Consider the following 16,813-nt stretch of genomic DNA (forward strand, 5'->3'; position numbering starts at 1 on the left):
AGGAGGCCCCACATTAAGGCAACTTTTTGTGGGGGGCACAGGCCAGGGGGTAGCGACTGTTTAGCAAAAACACAGGGCTCTGCTAAGTCGGCTTCAAGACGACGTATAGGGCCTGACGCCTGCCCGGTGCCTGAAGGTTAAGAGGAGGTGTGCAAGCACTGAATTGAAGCCCAGGTAAACGGCGGCCGTAACTATAACGGTCCTAAGGTAGCGAAATTCCTTGTCGGGTAAGTTCCGACCTGCACGAATGGCGTAACGACTTCCCCACTGTCTCCAGGATATGCTCAGCGAAATTGAATTCTCCGTGAAGATGCGGAGTACCCGCGGTTAGACGGAAAGACCCCGTGCACCTTTACTGCAGCTTCAGAGTGGCATTAGGAAAGAACTGTGTAGCATAGGTGGGAGGCTTTGAAGCATTGACGCCAGTTGATGTGGAGCCATAGGTGAAATACCACCCTGTTGTTTTCTGATGTCTAACCTCGCACCGTTATCCGGTGCAGGGACCCTCTGTGGCGGGTAGTTTGACTGGGGCGGTCGCCTCCTAAAGAGTAACGGAGGCGCGCGATGGTGGGCTCAGGACGGTTGGAAACCGTCTGTTAGAGTGCAATGGCATAAGCCCGCCTGACTGCGAGACTGACAAGTCGAGCAGAGACGAAAGTCGGTCATAGTGATCCGGTGGTCCCTCGTGGAAGGGCCATCGCTCAACGGATAAAAGGTACGCCGGGGATAACAGGCTGATGATTCCCAAGAGCTCATATCGACGGAATCGTTTGGCACCTCGATGTCGGCTCATCACATCCTGGGGCTGGAGCAGGTCCCAAGGGTTTGGCTGTTCGCCAATTAAAGTGGTACGTGAGCTGGGTTCAGAACGTCGCGAGACAGTTTGGTCCCTATCTGCCGTGGGCGTCGAAATTTGAGAGGAGTTGACCCTAGTACGAGAGGACCGGGTTGAACATACCTCTGGTGTACCTGTCGTTCCGCCAGGAGCGCAGCAGGGTAGCTATGTATGGACGGGATAACCGCTGAAAGCATCTAAGCGGGAAGCCTCCCTCAAGATAAGATTTCATCGAGCCGTCGTAGACCACGACGTTGATAGGCCGGATGTAGAAGTGTGGTAACATATGGAGCTAACCGGTCCTAATTGCTCTGTTCGCGCCTGAGAGTCCCACCATCAATGACAGCACTGGCAACAGCGCTTCATCGATCCGTGGTGATGACCAGCCAGATATATAAATTTGTTCGTAAACGCATTTTTACAAAAAATGCCCCTGTGCACGGTATCGATTATAACCCGAAGCGCCTGCTTCATTGCTTGGTGACCATAGCGTCAGTGACCCACCCGATCCCATCCCGAACTCGGACGTGAAACCTGACTGCGCCGATGGTACTGTGGCTCAAGCCCCGGAAGAGTAGGGCGTCGCCAGGCATTGCAGCACGCGCTTCGAACTTAAAACCCATTCACATGTTCGTTGGCCTCAGCGGTCCATCGGCCTCGCACAGGAAAAGGACACCGCTACCTGATCCAACACCATGGTTGACGCGGGATGGAGCAGCCCGGTAGCTCGTCAGGCTCATAACCTGAAGGTCGTAGGTTCAAATCCTACTCCCGCAACCACATAAAAACCATCACCCCCAAACCCGCCCGCAAGGCGGGCTTTTTGCGTTCAAAGGCCAAGGCCATCGACAGAATGCCAGCCAGATCGCCGCGCACGTCGATCTCCCGTGCGCCACCCAGCACCAGCACCATCGCCTCGACAAAACCCCGCAAAGCCGTGCCTGGCCCCGCCTGAAACAAGAATTGCGCGAGCGCGACATCCCGCTTCGCCTACACCCCCCCCGCATCCCACCAGCTATCCCGCCGATCAATCCCATGATCGGATACAAAGGCAGCAGTACCCGTCTGAGAACGGCGGAGCAATATTCGACCACGCTAGCGGCGGGATAGTCCTGCTGCGGGCGGCGTAAAAGTCGTCCACCTTGAAGCCTTTCTGCCAAGTCAGGGAGGTGTGGGGATCTACAGCGTGGAACTTTATCTTCAGGTCCGTTTGGCTTGCGCGGATGGCATGAGCCAGCGGGCGGCGGCGAAGCGTTTCAATGTGTCGCGCGACACGGTGCGCAAGATGCTGTCGTTTTCATCGCCACCGGGTTACCGGCGTCAATCTGTCCCGCAGCGCCCGAAGCTGGACGGGTTTGTGGCGATCATTGATGGATGGCTTGAAGGGGACCGCTGCGTCCCGCGCAAACAGCGCCATACGGCGAAGCGGGTATTCGACCGCTTGCGCGCCGAGCATGGTTTCACCGGCGGCTATACGATCATCAAGGATTACATCCGCGAGCGTGAGCAACGCAGCCGGGAGATGTTCGTGCCGCTGGCCCACCCGGCGGGGGATGCGCAGGCCGATTTCGGGGAAGCGCTGGTGGAGATCGGCGGGGTGCAGCAGAAGGCCTACTTCTTCGCACTCGATCTGCCGCACAGTGATGCCTGCTATGTGCGGGCCTATCCGGCGGCGGTGGCGGAGGCTTGGGTTGACGGACACGTTCATGCCTTCGCGTTCTTCGGCGCGGTGCCGCGTTCCATCGTTTACGACAACGATCGCTGCCTTGTGGCGAAAATCCTGCCAGACGGCACGCGCAAGCGTGCCACGCTGTTCAGCGCTTTCCTGTCGCATTATGTGATCCGCGACCGCTATGCCCGTCCGGGCAAGGGGAACGAGAAAGGCAATGTGGAAGGGCTGGTAGGTTACTGCCGCCGCAATTTCATGGTGCCGATCCCGAAGTTCCCGACCTGGGAGGCCTTCAACCTATGGCTGGAGGAGCAATGTCGCAAGCGCCAGCAGGAGAAGGTGCGCGGGGAGAGCGAGACGATCGATGAGCGCTTGCAGCGCGATCTGGCGGCCATGCAGCCTCTGCCCGCTACACCCTTCGAGGCCTGCGATCAGACGAGCGGGCGGGTCTCCTCGCAATCTCTGGTGCGCTACAGGACCAACGATTATTCGGTTCCGGTAGTCTGGGGCCATCAGGAGGTCTGGATCAGGGCCTATGTCGATGAAGTGGTGATCGGATGCCGCAGCGAAGTTATCGCCCGTCATTCTCGTTGCTATGCCCGCGAGGAGGTTATCTTCGCCCCGCTCCACTATCTCCCGCTGATCGAGCAGAAGATCAACGCATTCGACCAGGCCGCGCCTTTGCAGGGCTGGGATTTGCCCGAAGCGTTCACGACACTGCAGCGGTTGATGGAAGGCCGCATGCACAAGCATGGCAGGCGTGAATATGTACAGGTGCTGCGCCTGTTGGAAACGTTCACCCTCGCCGATCTCCAGGCGGCGGTGGAACAGGCCATTGATCTTGGCGCCATCGGCTTCGATGCCGTCAAGCACCTCGCCCTGTGCCGGGTCGAACGCGTACCGCCCAGGCTGGACCTGGACGTCTATCCCTTCCTGCCACGCACAACGGTCGAGAAGACCTTTGCCAGAGCCTATCTGAGCCTGCTCTCCGACCAGCAGGAGGCCGCATGAGCGATCAGACCCCGGAGCTTCTTCTCGCTCACAATCTCAAGGCACTCAAGCTGCCTACGTGCCTGCGAGAGCACCACAAGCTCGCCCGGCAATGTGCCGCTGAAGGCGTCGATCATATCCGCTTCCTCGCCCGCCTTGTCGAGATGGAGATGATCGACAGGGAGCGTCGTATGGTCGAGCGGCGCATCAAGGCCGCGCGCTTCCCCGCCGTCAAAAGCCTCGACAGCTTCGACTTCACCGTCATCCCCAGGCTCAACAAGATGCAGGTGCTCGAGATGGCGCGCTGCGAGTGGATCGAGCGGCGTGAGAACGCCATCGCTCTGGGGCCATCGGGCACCGGAAAGACGCACGTAGCGTTGGGGCTCGGACTGGCAGCATGCCAGAAAGGGCTGTCGGTGGGCTTCACCACTGCGGCGGCGCTGGTCAGCGAAATGATGGAGGCGCGCGACGAGCGGCGTCTCCTGCGCTTCCAGAAGCAGATGGTCGGATACAAACTGCTCATCATCGACGAACTGGGCTTCGTACCGCTCTCCAAGACCGGCGCCGAACTGCTGTTCGAGCTGATCTCCCAGCGTTACGAACGCGGCTCCACCTTGATCACCAGCAACCTGCCCTTCGACGAATGGACCGAAACCTTCGGATCCGAGCGTCTCACAGGCGCGCTCCTCGATCGCCTGACCCATCACGTCAGCATCCTCGAGATGAACGGCGAAAGCTATCGCCTCGCTCACAGCCGGGCCCGCAAGGCCAAAATCAGACCCTGAAAAGCAAGCCAATGCCGGGGGGAGTGGCCCTCGGGCTACGCCCTCACGCCACTCCCCCCGGCGTGTAACACGATGGCCTGGTTTTACGCCGCCCCATGGCCGACTTTTGCTCCGCCGTTGACACCCGTCTACGGTAGCCAATCTTTCCTGGGCGCCTTCATCCTGATGATGCTGGCGTCACCAGAAAGTAAGTATGGCAGCGAGGAAGACGCCTGCCATATAGTTGGCTGCGAGCTTGTCGTAGCGGGCGGCGATGCATCGCCAGTCCTTCAGGCGGCACCAGAGGCGTTCGACGAGGTTGCGGGTTCGATAGGCGTCACGATCATAGGGGATCGGTTCTTTGCGGCTGCGGGTAGCGGGGATGACGACCTCGGCACCCTGGGCCTGGATAGAGGTGCGGATGGTATTGCTGTCATAGCCACGGTCGGCAATGAGCCGGTCGAAGCGGCCATGTGCAGCTTCGATCAGGGCGGGCGCGATGGTCATGTCGGAGAAGCTGCCGGGCGAGATCAGCAGGACACGTGGCCGTCCGGCAGCATCGGTCAGTCCGTGGATTTTACTGGTGCGTCCGCCGCGCGAGGTTCCGATGCCTTGAGCGAATCTCCCCTTTTGCGCCGGCCGCCGAACGATGAACCTTGATGCTGGTGGAATCGATCGCGGCCGAGCCCCACATCCCGCTATATCCGGTCAACGCCTCGAAGACGGTGAACCAGACGCCTTGCCCGCTCCAGCGGTGGAAGCGGTTGTAGATCATTGTGCAAGGTCCGTGTCCCGCGCCACCGCGCACCGATCTTGAGCATGTGAATGATGTCCGAGATCACCCGCCGGTCATCGACACGCCGCGCACCCTTGCGCCCCTGCGTCAGCAAAGGCTCGATCTTAGCCCACTCCGTATCGCTCAACCACCTCAACTGCCGCGCCATCAATGCCTCCTGCTTCTCACAGAAAGCATTGAACCCGCCGAAACGGTCTCGCGCAACCTTATTGAGTACAGACCCTAGATTGGCCCGCTAAGGATGTCGGTCACCAGCTGACATTCAGGCAGCGTAGCGTGGGCATCATTAACTGCGGCGTGTACAAACGGCCGCCGTCGCCGACGAGTTCGAGGTCTGGAACATGATCCAGCAGTATGTCGAGGGCGATCTCCCCTTCAAGATGGGCAAGCAGGCGACCGACGCACATATGAATACCTCGCCCCCAGGCCGGTGCAATTTTCAGGTCGTTACGAAAAATATCAAATCTGTCGGCGTGATCAAACACGGTTTCGTCATGATCTGCCGCCATCGTGCAGAGCTGAATTAATGACCCCTTAGGGATTGGTATTCCCCGGATTTCTACATCCTGTGTCGCAACCCTGATCGGCCCGCGTCCGGGATCCCTGAAGCGTACGCTTTCTTCGAAAGCTTTGGCGAGCAGGCTACGGTCGGCTCGAACGGCCTCCCACTGATCACGATGGTGGAGAAGATTCCACACCATATTGCCTATGGCCGTGCTGGTTGTATCCGTCCCGCCGAGAAGCATCGAGCTGACAAGGCCGAGAATCTCTTCCTCGCCCAGCGCATCCCCTTCATCGGCTGCGGCCAGCATCTTCGAGATCGCATCCTCGCCGGGCCGTTCGCGCCGGTCATGGATCAGCTTGCGGATGAAGCTGTCGAAATCCTGAAGCGTCTCGGCAAGGCACTCTAGCCGTTCTGGCGAGGGGTTGGTGGTGATGAGTTCGAGCGAGGCATCGACCCATAGCCGATAGCGATCATAATCTTCTACAGGAGCGTCGAGCAACGCGGCAATCGCCATCATCGGAATGCGATCGGCGTAGCTGGTCACGAGATTTGCCTGGCGATCTGGACTGCGTAGCATCTCATCGACGAGTTGACGCGCAATCTGGCGAATCTGATCGGCGTGTGCAGCTATGATGCGGGGCGAAAGGGCGGCTTGCATGTAGCGCTTCAATCGCCCGTGGGCCGGCGGATCGGCGGCTGCGAGCTGAACCTTCATCGGAAACCCCAGCGGCAGACGCGTGCGGAATCCCGCAGGGACTTCGGGAACGGTAACGAACATCCGGTTCGAGAAGGTTTCTGGATCATTCGCGATACGCGTAATGTCATCCAGTCGGGTCACGACATACCAGCCATATTTAGGCATGAAGAAAACGGGATGGTTACGGCGTGCCTGCGCCAGCAAGAAATGAGGATCAGCGACCTGATCAGGATCGAGCGGGTCCAGCTCGGCGAAAACGGGAACGTCGGATGATATTGCCATATTCACCTAGGCTCTCCTTGTTTGATCTTCTCTCTTTAATAAAGGCGGACGCGAATTGTGCGGAGGACTTCTAACTAGGCGTCGCTCCGAACGCCTTTTCTGCCGCTCCAGTGTCGAAAAAGGCATGAACTTTATAGACCAGCCCGTCTTTCAGCGTCATCAATTCGCAATAATTATTGTCATAGATGCGCCCATCTTCATATTCGAAATGTCCCACCATCTCGACGGCGACGCGATCCGCATCGGCAGTCGAGGTGATGACGGTGAACCCGCCCGTTTTTGCACTGTGCAACATGTGCAACGAGGCAAGGAATGCATCATGATCGAGATGGCCCATGCCGTTCAGCCACCAGTCGAGATCTGGGTGGATCAGTTTTTTTACGGTTGCCATGTCGCCAGATCCAACAGCTTTCACCAGCCGGAGCGCGACGTCGCGATTCTTCTCAATGTCCTGATTCATCGGCTATCCTCATCCTTTCCCGCTTTTGTCAGCGGTATTCTGTGGTAAGATAGTTATCCCCCAGCTGTCGACAATGAAATAGGCGGCTGGTCGTTAAAGTTCGATACGAATAGAGCGGGAGAGGAATGCAGATCATCTTTCGAAACGCCGAAGCCGGCGAGCGCATTGTAATGGCGAGTGAGGGCGACACGCTGATGCATGTCGCGCTGGCCAACGATATAATCGGTATCCCAGGAGACTGCGGCGGCCAATGCGCCTGCGGCACATGCCATGTCTATGTAGATCCGGCATGGGTTGAGCGAGTTGGCCGCGTCGAACCCGGCTCGACGGAGGAAACCATGATCTTTGGAGCGCCTGTCGATGCCCGCCCGAACTCGCGGCTCGCATGCCAGGTTAATCTGATTGCAATTCACGACGGGTTGATTGTGGAAATCCCGGAAGGCCAATAGACAAAATTATAAAAAAACGACGAGGAGGGTATCTTGCAACAGATCATGGAAGCCGCAGATGCGCTGGATGTCAGTCATCCGCAGATTTATCGCGACGATAGCTGGCGCCCGCTATTCGCTCAGCTTCGCGCGGAGCATCCGGTATATTACTGCCCACGGAGCCGTAGTGGGCCCTATTGGTCGATCACGCGTTTTGCCGATATTGTTCGCGTCGATACCGATCCACTGTCATTTTCTTCTTCTTATCTTCATGGGGGGGTCACGATAGAAGATCGCGTCGCAGCTTCATTCATGCAAATGGACCCACCAGTACATACGGAAAAGCGAAAGAATGTAACGGCGGTGGTTGCGCCCAGGAGCCTCGCGCAAATGGAGAGTCTGATCCGTGAGCGCGCCGGCAGGGTGCTGGATGCGTTGCCGCGCAACGAAGAGTTTGATTGGGTTCAGCGGGTTTCGATCGAGTTGACATCGATGATGTTGGCTACGTTGTTCGCCTATCCCGTCGAACAGCGGCACAAGTTGGTGCACTGGTCCGATGTGCTGACCGCCGATCTTGACGATCCCGAAAGCCCCATCCGGACCGAGGCGGAGCGCCAGGCTGGCCTCCAGGACTTCTACATGACGATGATGGAGCTTTGGCAGCAGCGCCAGAAAGAGGAACAGAGCTACGATATCATTTCGCTTCTCGCACATGATGAGGGTGTGCGCTCCGCCTCCTTCGACGAAATCTGCGCGTTGTTCGGTTTGTTTCTCGTGGGAGGAAATGACACAACCCGCAACTCGATGTCAGGCGGAGCATGGGGCTTCAGCGAGTTTCCTGATGAATGGCGGAAATTGAAGGCCAATCCAGGGTTGGCCGGAAATGCTGCAGCGGAAATAATCCGTTACCAGACCCCGGTCATCTATCAGCGTCGCACGGCGACATGCGATGTTGAATTGGGTGATCAGACGATTGCCGCAGGTGACAAGGTCGTGATGTGGTACATTTCCGGCAATCGCGATGAGAGCGTCTTTAAAGACGCCGACAGACTCCAGGTCGATCGCCCCAATGCCCGGCAGCATACCGCCTTCGGAATGGGGCCTCATCGCTGTCTCGGCGCGCGGCTTGCCGAGATGCAATTGCGTATCCTTTGGGAGGAGGCCCTTATACGCGATCTCGACATCGAGATTCTCGGGCCGCCGACCTACGCCTTTTCGAATCTTGTCCGTAGCCCGCTTAGCCTGCGCGCCCGCATCAAGGGTTGATTCTGCTCGTCGTTGCGGATCGATCGTTGCTATCGGCGGACTAGCGATAATGAGACTATATGGGTGATTGCGGCAAGATTTCTGTCATTTACGGATGAGCTGGGGCAGAAATGCCCCACTCCAGCATCGCTCACTCCGCCGGGTGATCTTCATCGCCGAATGCTGCCGTCATTACCGGCACTACACGCAAGTGAGAGGGTATGTTATCGCGTCCGATTTTCTGGTCGATATGCTCATTATACCACTGCAAATACTGCTCTTGATAGCTCAGGGTCAGAGTGGAAAGATCACCTTCACGCATGGAGCGCTGAATTGTGGTGAACAGGCCAAGATCTTCGTCAAGGATCTTTACTTGATAGGCGCTGAATTCATCCCAATATGCGCGGTCGGCATCGGAATCTTTCAATGTCTCGCCGAATATAGTGGAAACGACAGCCATCCGGTCATGTCCTATCGGCCAGAAGTTCATCCAGTTGAAGCCTGATGGGTCCAGTGCCGTGAAGCCGTTAGGAAAGCGGGGCAGGGCGACGGTCAGGCTTCTGAACCTCTCATCCAATCCCTTGATGTCGCTGGCGCCGTAGAGATTTTCTATGCGTTTACGGGTTGTGAAACGGGCGTGCCCGTTTTCCAGCGGTGTGACGACGAAGCTCTTTGAATCGAGGAACGGCGCTATGGTTTTCTGATGGACAGTCGCGACATGATAGATTTCCAGAAAATTGTCATAAGCTGTCTTCCAGTTGCACGCGATCTCCGTCCGCAATGTGCGCTTGACCACCATGCGCTCGAACGGGAAGCTCTCCGCTTGTGCGGCGAGCGGGGCGATGAAGTCGGCCAAAGGCTCCGCCGCTTCGTCGAAATTGATGAAGATGAAACCGCGCCATAGCTCGCAGCGCACCTGGAGCAGCGGCTTTTCCGCCTTGTTCAAACAGGTGAAGTTATGTGCTTCCGGTACGGACCTGAGTTCGCCGTCGCTGGCATAACCCCAGGCATGATAGGGGCAGATGAAGCGCTTTGCGATGCCCGCCGGTTCAGTCACCAACGCCGCGCCGCGATGGCGACAGGTGTTCTTGAATGCGCGGATGGTCCGGTCCTTGCCTCGGCTGAGAATGACAGAGCGATCCATCTCGGTGAACAGCTTATAAGCGCCGGGCTCAAGCAATTCGCTTTCATGACCGGCATAGAGCCATGTCTTGTTGAAAACATACTGCATTTCCAGAGCAAAGAAGGCCGGATCGCAGTAGCGGGCGGTTGGCAGATCGGGCAGCGCGGGGAAATCCGCCGGATAAGTGATGCGCTTTGCTTCCCGTTCGACGCGCTCAATAAGCGTTGCGGCCGCTTGGCTGTCCATGTCACTCCACTCCCGAATTCAACGGCGCTATCCCTGCGTGCTTTCCGGCACCTTACCAGTGGGGGCGATAGGGTAACAGCGCCGAAGATTGACGCACCGTCCGTCTTGCGTGGCGCTGGACGAGCTATCGCGATTGTTCGTCTTGAATAATCATGCGTGGCTTGAGTTGCGAGGGAAGGGCGCGGCAACGGCGTCCTTCCCTCGCCATCGCTGACGAAAGACTTCAGCGTTCCGCCGAGCGACCGAACCGTGCCCGAAGCTGCACACCGTACACGCGCGGATCGCCATAGACATAAGGTGTCGTACCGAGTTGGGAGCTGACGAGGTTGCCCGCGCCAGTCCTGTATGTCTCGTTGAACAAGTTCTTCACGAAAATGCTGAGGTCGACTGCATTGTCCATGATATTGTTCCAGTCGAGACGCAGATTGACGATGGCGTAGGGAGATTGCTCCTCTGGCGTGAGCGAGAAAAGAGCATCGTCCGAGACGCTCGTACGAGACTGATACGACACATTGCCAGCCAATATGAAGTCACCCGTGTCACCTGCATCATATTGATATCGCGCCGCGACGTCCAACTTGTGCTTTGGCGCACCCGTTATGGGGGTGCGAGATCGTTCTATGATCGCTCCGTCTGACGGACGGACGATCACGCCCGGAAAACTCCTGAACTTGGCATCGAGATAGGCGTAATTGACATTGACCGTGAAGGCGGGGGTGAAACGGATGACTTGTTCGAGTTCAAGGCCGCGCGATCGCAATTTTGCGGCATTCTCGATCTGGTTCGATGCGGTCTGGCCGTTGAAGAAGGAAGTGGCGCGATGCAGGCCGGAGAAATCGGCCTGGAACAGCGCCAGATTGGTCCGCATGCGGATGCCGCCCAGATTATAATCTGCCTTGATGCCCAATTCATAGTCAGTGACTGTTTCAGGCTTGAACGTCGGCAAAGCCGCCGCCACCCCGTTCTGGGCCGGCAGGATCGACTGGATGTTGATGCCTCCCTGCTTGAAGCCCTTGCGCGTGGTGCCATAAACCATGACATCCGGCGAGAATTTATAGTCGAGCGAAAAGGTATAGCTGTCCGCCGTTTGCTTGAGGGAAGCGGGGATCGGATCGTCCGTCGTGATGGCCGGGTTGTCCGGTGCGACGATCACGCCCGTGGAGGGGAGAAGCGCGTTCACCGCCAGAAGCGATTGTTTGACAACGCTGTACCGATAGCCGCCGGTCAAACGCAGGCCTTCGAAGCCGAAGGCGGCAAAATCGATGGTCGCCTGCCCGAAATAACCGGTTTGCGAAGATTTATAGTCGCGATTGTAGCCAGTCGATATGCCCGGAAGTCCCGCCGGAACCGTGAAGGCGCCGTTCAGCGTCTGGAAGATGGCCGGATAGTTGAGATAGGCGTTCACGTTGGAATGTTCCGTGAAGTAGCCGATCATCCAGTCATGGCTGCCGCCGATCTGGCCGGACACCTGTGCTTCTTCCGACCATACGTCGAACCAGTCATTCTTGCCGGCGCCATAATCCCTGACATTGACCTGTCCGGTGCAAAGCGTGGGCGTGCAGTTCGGGTTGCTGACATCGAGGTCGTTATAGACCACGCCTGAGCCGACGCCGCCCTGAATCTCCCGGACAACTTCGGAGTGAAGATTGCGTGTCGTGGAAAAGATGTTCTTGAAGCTGGTGTCGCCCAGGAATCCAAGCTCGCCGAAATTCAGCTCGGTAGTGTTGATCAGCTGTTGGACCTGTGAACGAAGAAAGTTCGGCCTTGTGGTCGCAAGCCGCCGGACGCTTCCGCCCGCCGCGATGCGCGCTGCTTCTCCGTCAAGGCTGGCGCGGACACCGTTGATGAGGGCAATTCGCTCGTTAATGCAGTTCGCGACCGACTTGCCGCTGGCTGCATAGAGCGCCGTGATGCCGGGATTGGTGCAAAGGCCAGCCACCGATATATAACCATAACCGCTGGCGGTCGCCTCGGTTACTCCAGGCGTAACGCCCAGGATGCCGGCTCCCACCCGCGTGTCGAGCAGCGATCCGGTTATGACCGATCCGCCGGGCAGGCGCGGATCCACAACGCGGCGTGCCACGCCATTGGGTTCGTAGGTGCCAAGAACGCTCGCCGTTCCATTCTCCTTGATGTTCACATCCGAGAAGATGGTGGTGCTCGTCAGCCAGTCGGTCGGTCGCGCCAGCACGCTGATCCGGTAGGACGAACGGTCGCGGTCATCCAGATCCTGTCCGGTTGTAAGACTTTTCGAGAAGCCGTCATGATAGCTGTAGTTGCCGGCCACGCGGATCGCGAGCCGGTCCTCAAAGATCGGCACGTTCACCGCGCCGGTAAACTCCCGGGAACTGTAGTTGCCCAAGGCTGCCTCGAAGAACCCATCAAACTCGCCCGAAGGCGCCTTGGGGGTCAGCAACACCGCGCCGCCAGTCGTTGAGCGGCCGAACAGAGTACCCTGCGGGCCCTTCAGAACCTGGACTGACTCCAGATCGTAGAAAGTGATGTTGGACCCCCCGGAGGCGGAGTTGGTTTGCTGCGGCACATCGGCGAAATAAGTGACCACCGATGGCGAGCTCCCGAAGGTCGCGCCCTGGCCACGGATGAAGTAAAGCACGTCGTTACGTTGCGAACTGCCGGTGGCGGCGACAATGCCGGGCGTCGAATTGCCGAGATCATATGGCGTGGTAATCGCCTTTTCACGCAGGACATCGGCCGTAATCGCAGTGATCGCTACAGGAACGGACTGAAGGCTTTCAGCCCGCCGGCGCGCGGTGACGACGATATCCGATATTTCGTTATCGCTTACAGATTGAGTGGAGGTATTGCTTTGTGCATAAGCACCCGGAGACGCTGCGAATATTGCACTGATACCGGCAAGCAGAGCCTTTTTGGGAATTTCCCTCATCATCGTCCTCCCCATGATCGAATCATTTCTCGTGACTTGTCGCCGCGCCTGCAATGTGAGTGGAAGGGCAGCCGGTCTGATCTTCTTGATTGTTATCAATCCTGCACAACCGCGCGGCGTAATGCAACGTAAAAATCATGCACGAAAATTCAAAGTTTGATTGAGAAGTCAAGGTGGAGCGGAAATCAAGGCTTTGATCTTCCCTTTTCTAGGATTATGGCGGCAGGCATTGCACGGCGCAGAGGAGGGCGTGTCGCTCCTAATGCGTAAAGATATATATGGGCTAAAAGGCTCGATGCGATCTGGCTTCATCACTGCGGCAACGCCTTGCATCGAATGGGTTGGGCATATCATATATGGCGTGTCGAATAATGCACGACGTGGCGGATTGTCATTCGGGGCCGCAGATGGCCGCCCAACAGGGCGATGTCGACGCTGCCGTGAAGGTCGCTCGTCAACCTGTAGACTGCGTTGCTATCAAGCAGTCCGGCTGGAACCGGAAGGGGAGCAAATTAGCTATCCAGAAATACATTGAATAAGGCGTGTGACGGTGAAGCTTTAGTTCGCAGTCCGGGATCGCTCTGGCTTTGGCCGGGCGGTCATTATTTCTGTATCCCGCACCAATTTCCCGGGGCATCATCTATATAGATCATGCTCAACGCTCAGCGGGGTGGCGGTCGAACAGTTCCTGCTGATCCATGGCGCTGTGCCGGTAGCGTCCATGTGCGAAAGGCGGCATGACCGACGCATGATATTTGCGTGGCAAGCGCGTATCGATGAGGAAGGCGATCAGTTCTTACCATCTCCATCCTGTGCTGCCATATGGGCAAACAGATCGCGGAACTCCGCCAGTGAAGGGGCGTGATTGGAATAGCCTCCATCGACATGCAAATTCTGACCGGTCGTATAGCGGGACTCATCCGACGCCAGAAATATGGCAGCCTTCGCGCAGTCTTCCGGCGCGCCGATGAATGGCGTCAGCTTGTGACGCAGCATGAGCTGGCGGATCGGTTCGGGCATATTGTCCTCCAATGCGCCTGAGAGCACCAAACCTACCATCAACACATTGGCGCGAATGCCGAATTTTCCATATTGCGCCGCAATATTGTAGGTGAGGTTGTGCACACCGGCTTTGGATGCGCCATAAGCGGTCTGGCCGATATCGCCTTGCAGCGCTTTGGTGGAACCAGTCGTGATGACGTTGCCACCACCCTGTCTCAGCATATGGGGGATCACATGCTTGGCGCAAAGCATGGGGCCGCGAAGATTCACGGCCATGGTGCGGTCCCATAGATCGACGTCCATGTTTACCACATCACGATCCTGCATCATGATGTCGCCAGTCATCGCAGCATTGTTGTGCAAGACGTCGATTCGACTATAGGTCTGGATCGCATAATCGACCAGGCCCTTTACGGCGGTTTCATCCGAAATATCGGCTGCAAAGGGATGTGCATTGCCACCCGCGGCAACGATATCGGCCGCAACCTTCTCCGATGATTTGCTCTGGCTTGCGACAATGACTTTGGCGCCTTCCCGGGCATATGCCTCGGCACAGGCTTTACCGATTCCTGATCCCGCGCCGTTGATGAGGATGACTTTACCGTCGAGCCTTTTCACGTTTCTGTGTATCCCTCTGAAAATTGGACGCCCGTTTGCAAAAGATGCAGGTCAGGATGGCAGGGACGAAATTCAGGCTGCGACGACTTCCCTATCGGCGTCATATTTCTTTTCGAACTGCTCCAGATAGGCACGATAGCCTTGAGGTTCCCGTCGCTTGGCGGGGTCGTAGAAGGGTGAGCAAATCTGGAAGAAGAAACTCACGAAGTGGCGGCCCATCACTTTCCGGGCATATTTGTCGCGCACGAGTGATTCTTTCAATTCGGCTGGCGTCATCTTCGCGCGATCATGCTCCAGCAGTTTCTTTGAAACCATCATCTGAAATCGACCGAGATGGACCAACGCATAGAAGTAACCATATATTCGATAGAAATAGGCGAAGATCGGATTTAGGCCGCTGAGTTCATGATAGACATCCGAGCATACGGTACGATGCTCGAACTCTTCGGCCAAATGCCATCGCCACATGTCCGTGGGCTCCGCATCGGCGCCCTCCAGCAGTTCATTATAATCCTCGAAATAGAGCTGGCAGGCCGTCGCGCTCAGCGACTCGAAGCCTTCGCAATAGGCGAGATTGAAGCGCAGTGATTTCGTTTCAAGAAATCGCTTATATGTCGCCTCATAGTCTCTCTCAATCGGCTTCAGCCAGGCATAGCCCAGTTCGTGCATACGCCTGTTGAAGGCGATGTGTTGCTTGCAATGCTGCATCTCCTGCTTGATGAAGATATCCAGCTCTTCTACCAGGCGCGTCTTGGAGGGCTCGATAAGGGGCTTCGCCTTTATCATCACCTTCAAGAGATAGGGTTCGATATAGGCGGGAATCAGCGAGGCCGCGTTGGCACGCTGTGCAAACTCCCCATTGGGAGCCCAACGCGCGCGAATGTTCGAGAAGTCGAACTTGGGGAACCTGACTTTCATCTTATTGCCTTTATGCACCCTGGGAGCCATCGCAAGACGCCGAATATACCCTCGAGCCTGCTTTATTCCGCAGCTTCCGCGCTATCTTGTCCGGGAAGCATCCCGCCGCCCGCCAGATAGGCTTCGTAGTCACGCGTGAACATGCGGAGCAATGGTTCGTTCTCGCCGAAATTCTGTACCTTTTTGCCGCCGGTTTCCAGCCCGATCTGCTGGAGGCGTGACATCGCCATATCCTCGACAACGACATCGCGCGTCGCCGCCAGCGTGTGGGCCATCGCGAATTCCTCGCGCAGGTTCTTCGGCGCATGACGGCTATAGATTCGTACTTCCATCCGCATGCGGTTGTGGCTCAGCGGCCAGAACTGATAGAATAGATATCCGTTTGCCAACGGCTGAAGCGAAATATTTGGAAAGATCGTGATGGTCTCGGTTCCGAAGTTCGGGATATTGAGCCGATTGATCCCCGGATGCTCGTAGAAGCCCGCCCGGCCCTCGGCGATGGCCTGTTGGTCGGGGGCGGATGTCGGCAGCATCTGGGAATAGACCCAGCTCAGGACCGGCGCGTCCGGGTTATAGTCGAAATTGCGCTGCACCGTTCCCGCGCTGTGCGGCCCGAACTGTTTGATGTCGAGATAGTTGAGATGTGGGTTCTCTTGAGGAACCACAGCCGGACGCAGCGTCTTTTGATGCAATATGGCGACATGGTAACCCTCGTTGAAGGCATTGACGAGGTTCTTCCAATTGCAGTCGATCTCATCGGTCACTTGCACGTAGAAGGGGAACTGGTCGAACGGCGCTCCATCCAGCATCACGTCCAGGCCTGCGAGGAATTCGCGGAGCGAAACTTCCGGCGTGTCGGCGAAATTCAGGAAGATAAACCCGTTCCATGTGTCGAGATGGATCGGCGCAAGTCCGTTCTTGGCCTTGTCCACATGTGGGAAGTCCTGTGCAGATGGCACCGCGTTTAGGGAGCCGTCGATGCGATACAGCCATGCGTGATAGGGACAGCGGAACGTCAGCGCATTGCCCCGCTCCTCGCAGACAAGCGCCACTCCCCGATGCGAGCAACTGTTGTGGAAGGCGCGGACCTGCCCGTCCTTTCCGTGTGCGATGATGACATTCGCGCTGAGGGTCGGTATTTTACGCACCACGAAATCGCCGGGATTTCCAACCTCCTCGACCCGTCCGACCATGAGCCATGCGCGTCGAAAGATCATCGCCTGCTCGCGCTGGAAATATTCCGGCGAGGTATAATATTCCACCGGCACTGTGCCATCGACGAGGCCCATGTCGTGGGCCTTGGTCATATATTGGCTGATGTCGACCATAT

The 16,813-nt window shown here is 57.3% G+C and carries 12 protein-coding genes, 1 tRNA gene, 2 rRNA genes and 1 pseudogene (1 of these 16 running past the window's edge); 7 read left to right on the forward strand and 9 right to left on the reverse strand.

Annotated features, from left to right (window positions below):
• From LDB26_RS02220 to LDB26_RS02230, 3 genes are all read left to right on the forward strand, one after another.
• Nucleotides 1–1,161: ribosomal RNA gene (locus LDB26_RS02220) — 23S ribosomal RNA — on the forward strand; it begins 1,636 nt to the left of the window's first position.
• A gap of 150 nt (nucleotides 1,162–1,311) precedes the next feature.
• Nucleotides 1,312–1,426, forward strand: a 5S ribosomal RNA gene (gene rrf / locus LDB26_RS02225).
• Nucleotides 1,427–1,538: 112 nt separating this feature from the next.
• Nucleotides 1,539–1,615, forward strand: a tRNA-Met gene (locus LDB26_RS02230).
• On the opposite strand, the gene LDB26_RS02235 is transcribed toward LDB26_RS02230, so the two are convergent.
• Nucleotides 1,601–1,768, reverse strand: coding sequence for a hypothetical protein (locus LDB26_RS02235; protein WP_257540117.1), 168 nt, complete (start codon nucleotides 1,766–1,768; stop codon nucleotides 1,601–1,603). The two genes, LDB26_RS02230 and LDB26_RS02235, sit on opposite strands and share 15 nt — an antisense overlap.
• Nucleotides 1,769–2,021: 253 nt before the next feature.
• On the opposite strand from LDB26_RS02235, the gene istA reads away from it, so the two are divergent.
• Both istA and istB read left to right on the forward strand, forming a co-directional pair.
• Nucleotides 2,022–3,515 carry an IS21 family transposase gene (istA, locus tag LDB26_RS02240; RefSeq protein ID WP_257541944.1) on the forward strand — a complete coding sequence of 498 codons (1,494 nt, stop codon included), beginning with the start codon at nucleotides 2,022–2,024 and terminating at the stop codon, nucleotides 3,513–3,515.
• Nucleotides 3,512–4,279, forward strand: a complete 768-nt coding sequence (gene istB, locus LDB26_RS02245) for an IS21-like element helper ATPase IstB (protein WP_213500153.1) — start codon at nucleotides 3,512–3,514, stop codon at nucleotides 4,277–4,279. Before istA ends, istB begins: the two co-directional genes overlap by 4 nt.
• 177 nt (nucleotides 4,280–4,456) lie before the next feature.
• On the opposite strand, the pseudogene LDB26_RS02250 reads toward istB, so the two are convergent.
• The 3 genes and pseudogenes from LDB26_RS02250 to LDB26_RS02260 form a co-directional block, all read right to left on the reverse strand.
• Nucleotides 4,457–5,202, reverse strand: a pseudogene (locus tag LDB26_RS02250) (IS5 family transposase).
• A gap of 100 nt (nucleotides 5,203–5,302) precedes the next feature.
• Nucleotides 5,303–6,538, reverse strand: a complete 1,236-nt coding sequence (locus LDB26_RS02255; RefSeq protein WP_062063700.1) for a cytochrome P450 — start codon at nucleotides 6,536–6,538, stop codon at nucleotides 5,303–5,305.
• 70 nt (nucleotides 6,539–6,608) lie between these two features.
• Nucleotides 6,609–6,998 (reverse strand): nuclear transport factor 2 family protein, encoded by a 390-nt coding sequence (locus LDB26_RS02260; RefSeq protein ID WP_062063701.1) that lies wholly within the window; start codon nucleotides 6,996–6,998, stop codon nucleotides 6,609–6,611.
• Nucleotides 6,999–7,123: 125 nt separating this feature from the next.
• On the opposite strand from LDB26_RS02260, the gene LDB26_RS02265 reads away from it, so the two are divergent.
• A complete protein-coding gene (locus LDB26_RS02265) occupies nucleotides 7,124–7,447 on the forward strand; it encodes a 2Fe-2S iron-sulfur cluster-binding protein (RefSeq protein ID WP_062063703.1) in 324 nt (107 codons plus the stop codon).
• 33 nt (nucleotides 7,448–7,480) lie between these two features.
• Nucleotides 7,481–8,692, forward strand: coding sequence for a cytochrome P450 (locus LDB26_RS02270; protein WP_257540119.1), 1,212 nt, complete (start codon nucleotides 7,481–7,483; stop codon nucleotides 8,690–8,692).
• Nucleotides 8,693–8,822: 130 nt separating this feature from the next.
• On the opposite strand, the gene LDB26_RS02275 is transcribed toward LDB26_RS02270, so the two are convergent.
• The 5 genes from LDB26_RS02275 to LDB26_RS02295 form a co-directional block, all read right to left on the reverse strand.
• Nucleotides 8,823–10,040: an aromatic ring-hydroxylating dioxygenase subunit alpha gene (locus LDB26_RS02275; RefSeq protein WP_257540121.1), complete on the reverse strand. Its 1,218-nt coding sequence runs from the start codon at nucleotides 10,038–10,040 to the stop codon at nucleotides 8,823–8,825.
• A 223-nt stretch (nucleotides 10,041–10,263) separates the two neighbouring features.
• A complete protein-coding gene (locus LDB26_RS02280; RefSeq protein WP_257540123.1) occupies nucleotides 10,264–12,948 on the reverse strand; it encodes a TonB-dependent receptor in 2,685 nt (894 codons plus the stop codon).
• A 786-nt stretch (nucleotides 12,949–13,734) separates the two neighbouring features.
• Complete coding sequence (locus tag LDB26_RS02285; protein ID WP_062063708.1) at nucleotides 13,735–14,565, reverse strand: SDR family NAD(P)-dependent oxidoreductase; 831 nt, start codon at nucleotides 14,563–14,565, stop codon at nucleotides 13,735–13,737.
• Nucleotides 14,566–14,637: 72 nt separating this feature from the next.
• Nucleotides 14,638–15,483 carry a metal-dependent hydrolase gene (locus tag LDB26_RS02290; protein WP_197413691.1) on the reverse strand — a complete coding sequence of 282 codons (846 nt, stop codon included), beginning with the start codon at nucleotides 15,481–15,483 and terminating at the stop codon, nucleotides 14,638–14,640.
• 62 nt (nucleotides 15,484–15,545) lie between these two features.
• Nucleotides 15,546–16,811, reverse strand: coding sequence for an aromatic ring-hydroxylating dioxygenase subunit alpha (locus LDB26_RS02295; protein WP_257540125.1), 1,266 nt, complete (start codon nucleotides 16,809–16,811; stop codon nucleotides 15,546–15,548).
• Between the last annotated feature and the right edge of the window lie 2 nt (nucleotides 16,812–16,813).

This window comes from Sphingobium sp. CFD-1 (assembly GCF_024611115.1).
Classification (GTDB): domain Bacteria; phylum Pseudomonadota; class Alphaproteobacteria; order Sphingomonadales; family Sphingomonadaceae; genus Sphingobium; species Sphingobium baderi_A.

What these genes read in the sequence shown, in the direction of transcription:
- istB (WP_213500153.1), top strand. Translation starts at nt 3,512, where the DNA reads ATGAGCGATCAGACCCCGGAGCTTCTTCTCGCTCACAATCTCAAGGCA.
- LDB26_RS02255 (WP_062063700.1), bottom strand. Translation starts at nt 6,538, where the DNA reads ATGGCAATATCATCCGACGTTCCCGTTTTCGCCGAGCTGGACCCGCTC.
- LDB26_RS02260 (WP_062063701.1), bottom strand. Translation starts at nt 6,998, where the DNA reads ATGAATCAGGACATTGAGAAGAATCGCGACGTCGCGCTCCGGCTGGTG.
- LDB26_RS02265 (WP_062063703.1), top strand. Translation starts at nt 7,124, where the DNA reads ATGCAGATCATCTTTCGAAACGCCGAAGCCGGCGAGCGCATTGTAATG.
- LDB26_RS02275 (WP_257540121.1), bottom strand. Translation starts at nt 10,040, where the DNA reads ATGGACAGCCAAGCGGCCGCAACGCTTATTGAGCGCGTCGAACGGGAA.
- LDB26_RS02280 (WP_257540123.1), bottom strand. Translation starts at nt 12,948, where the DNA reads ATGATGAGGGAAATTCCCAAAAAGGCTCTGCTTGCCGGTATCAGTGCA.
- LDB26_RS02290 (WP_197413691.1), bottom strand. Translation starts at nt 15,483, where the DNA reads ATGAAAGTCAGGTTCCCCAAGTTCGACTTCTCGAACATTCGCGCGCGT.
- LDB26_RS02295 (WP_257540125.1), bottom strand. Translation starts at nt 16,811, where the DNA reads ATGGTCGACATCAGCCAATATATGACCAAGGCCCACGACATGGGCCTC.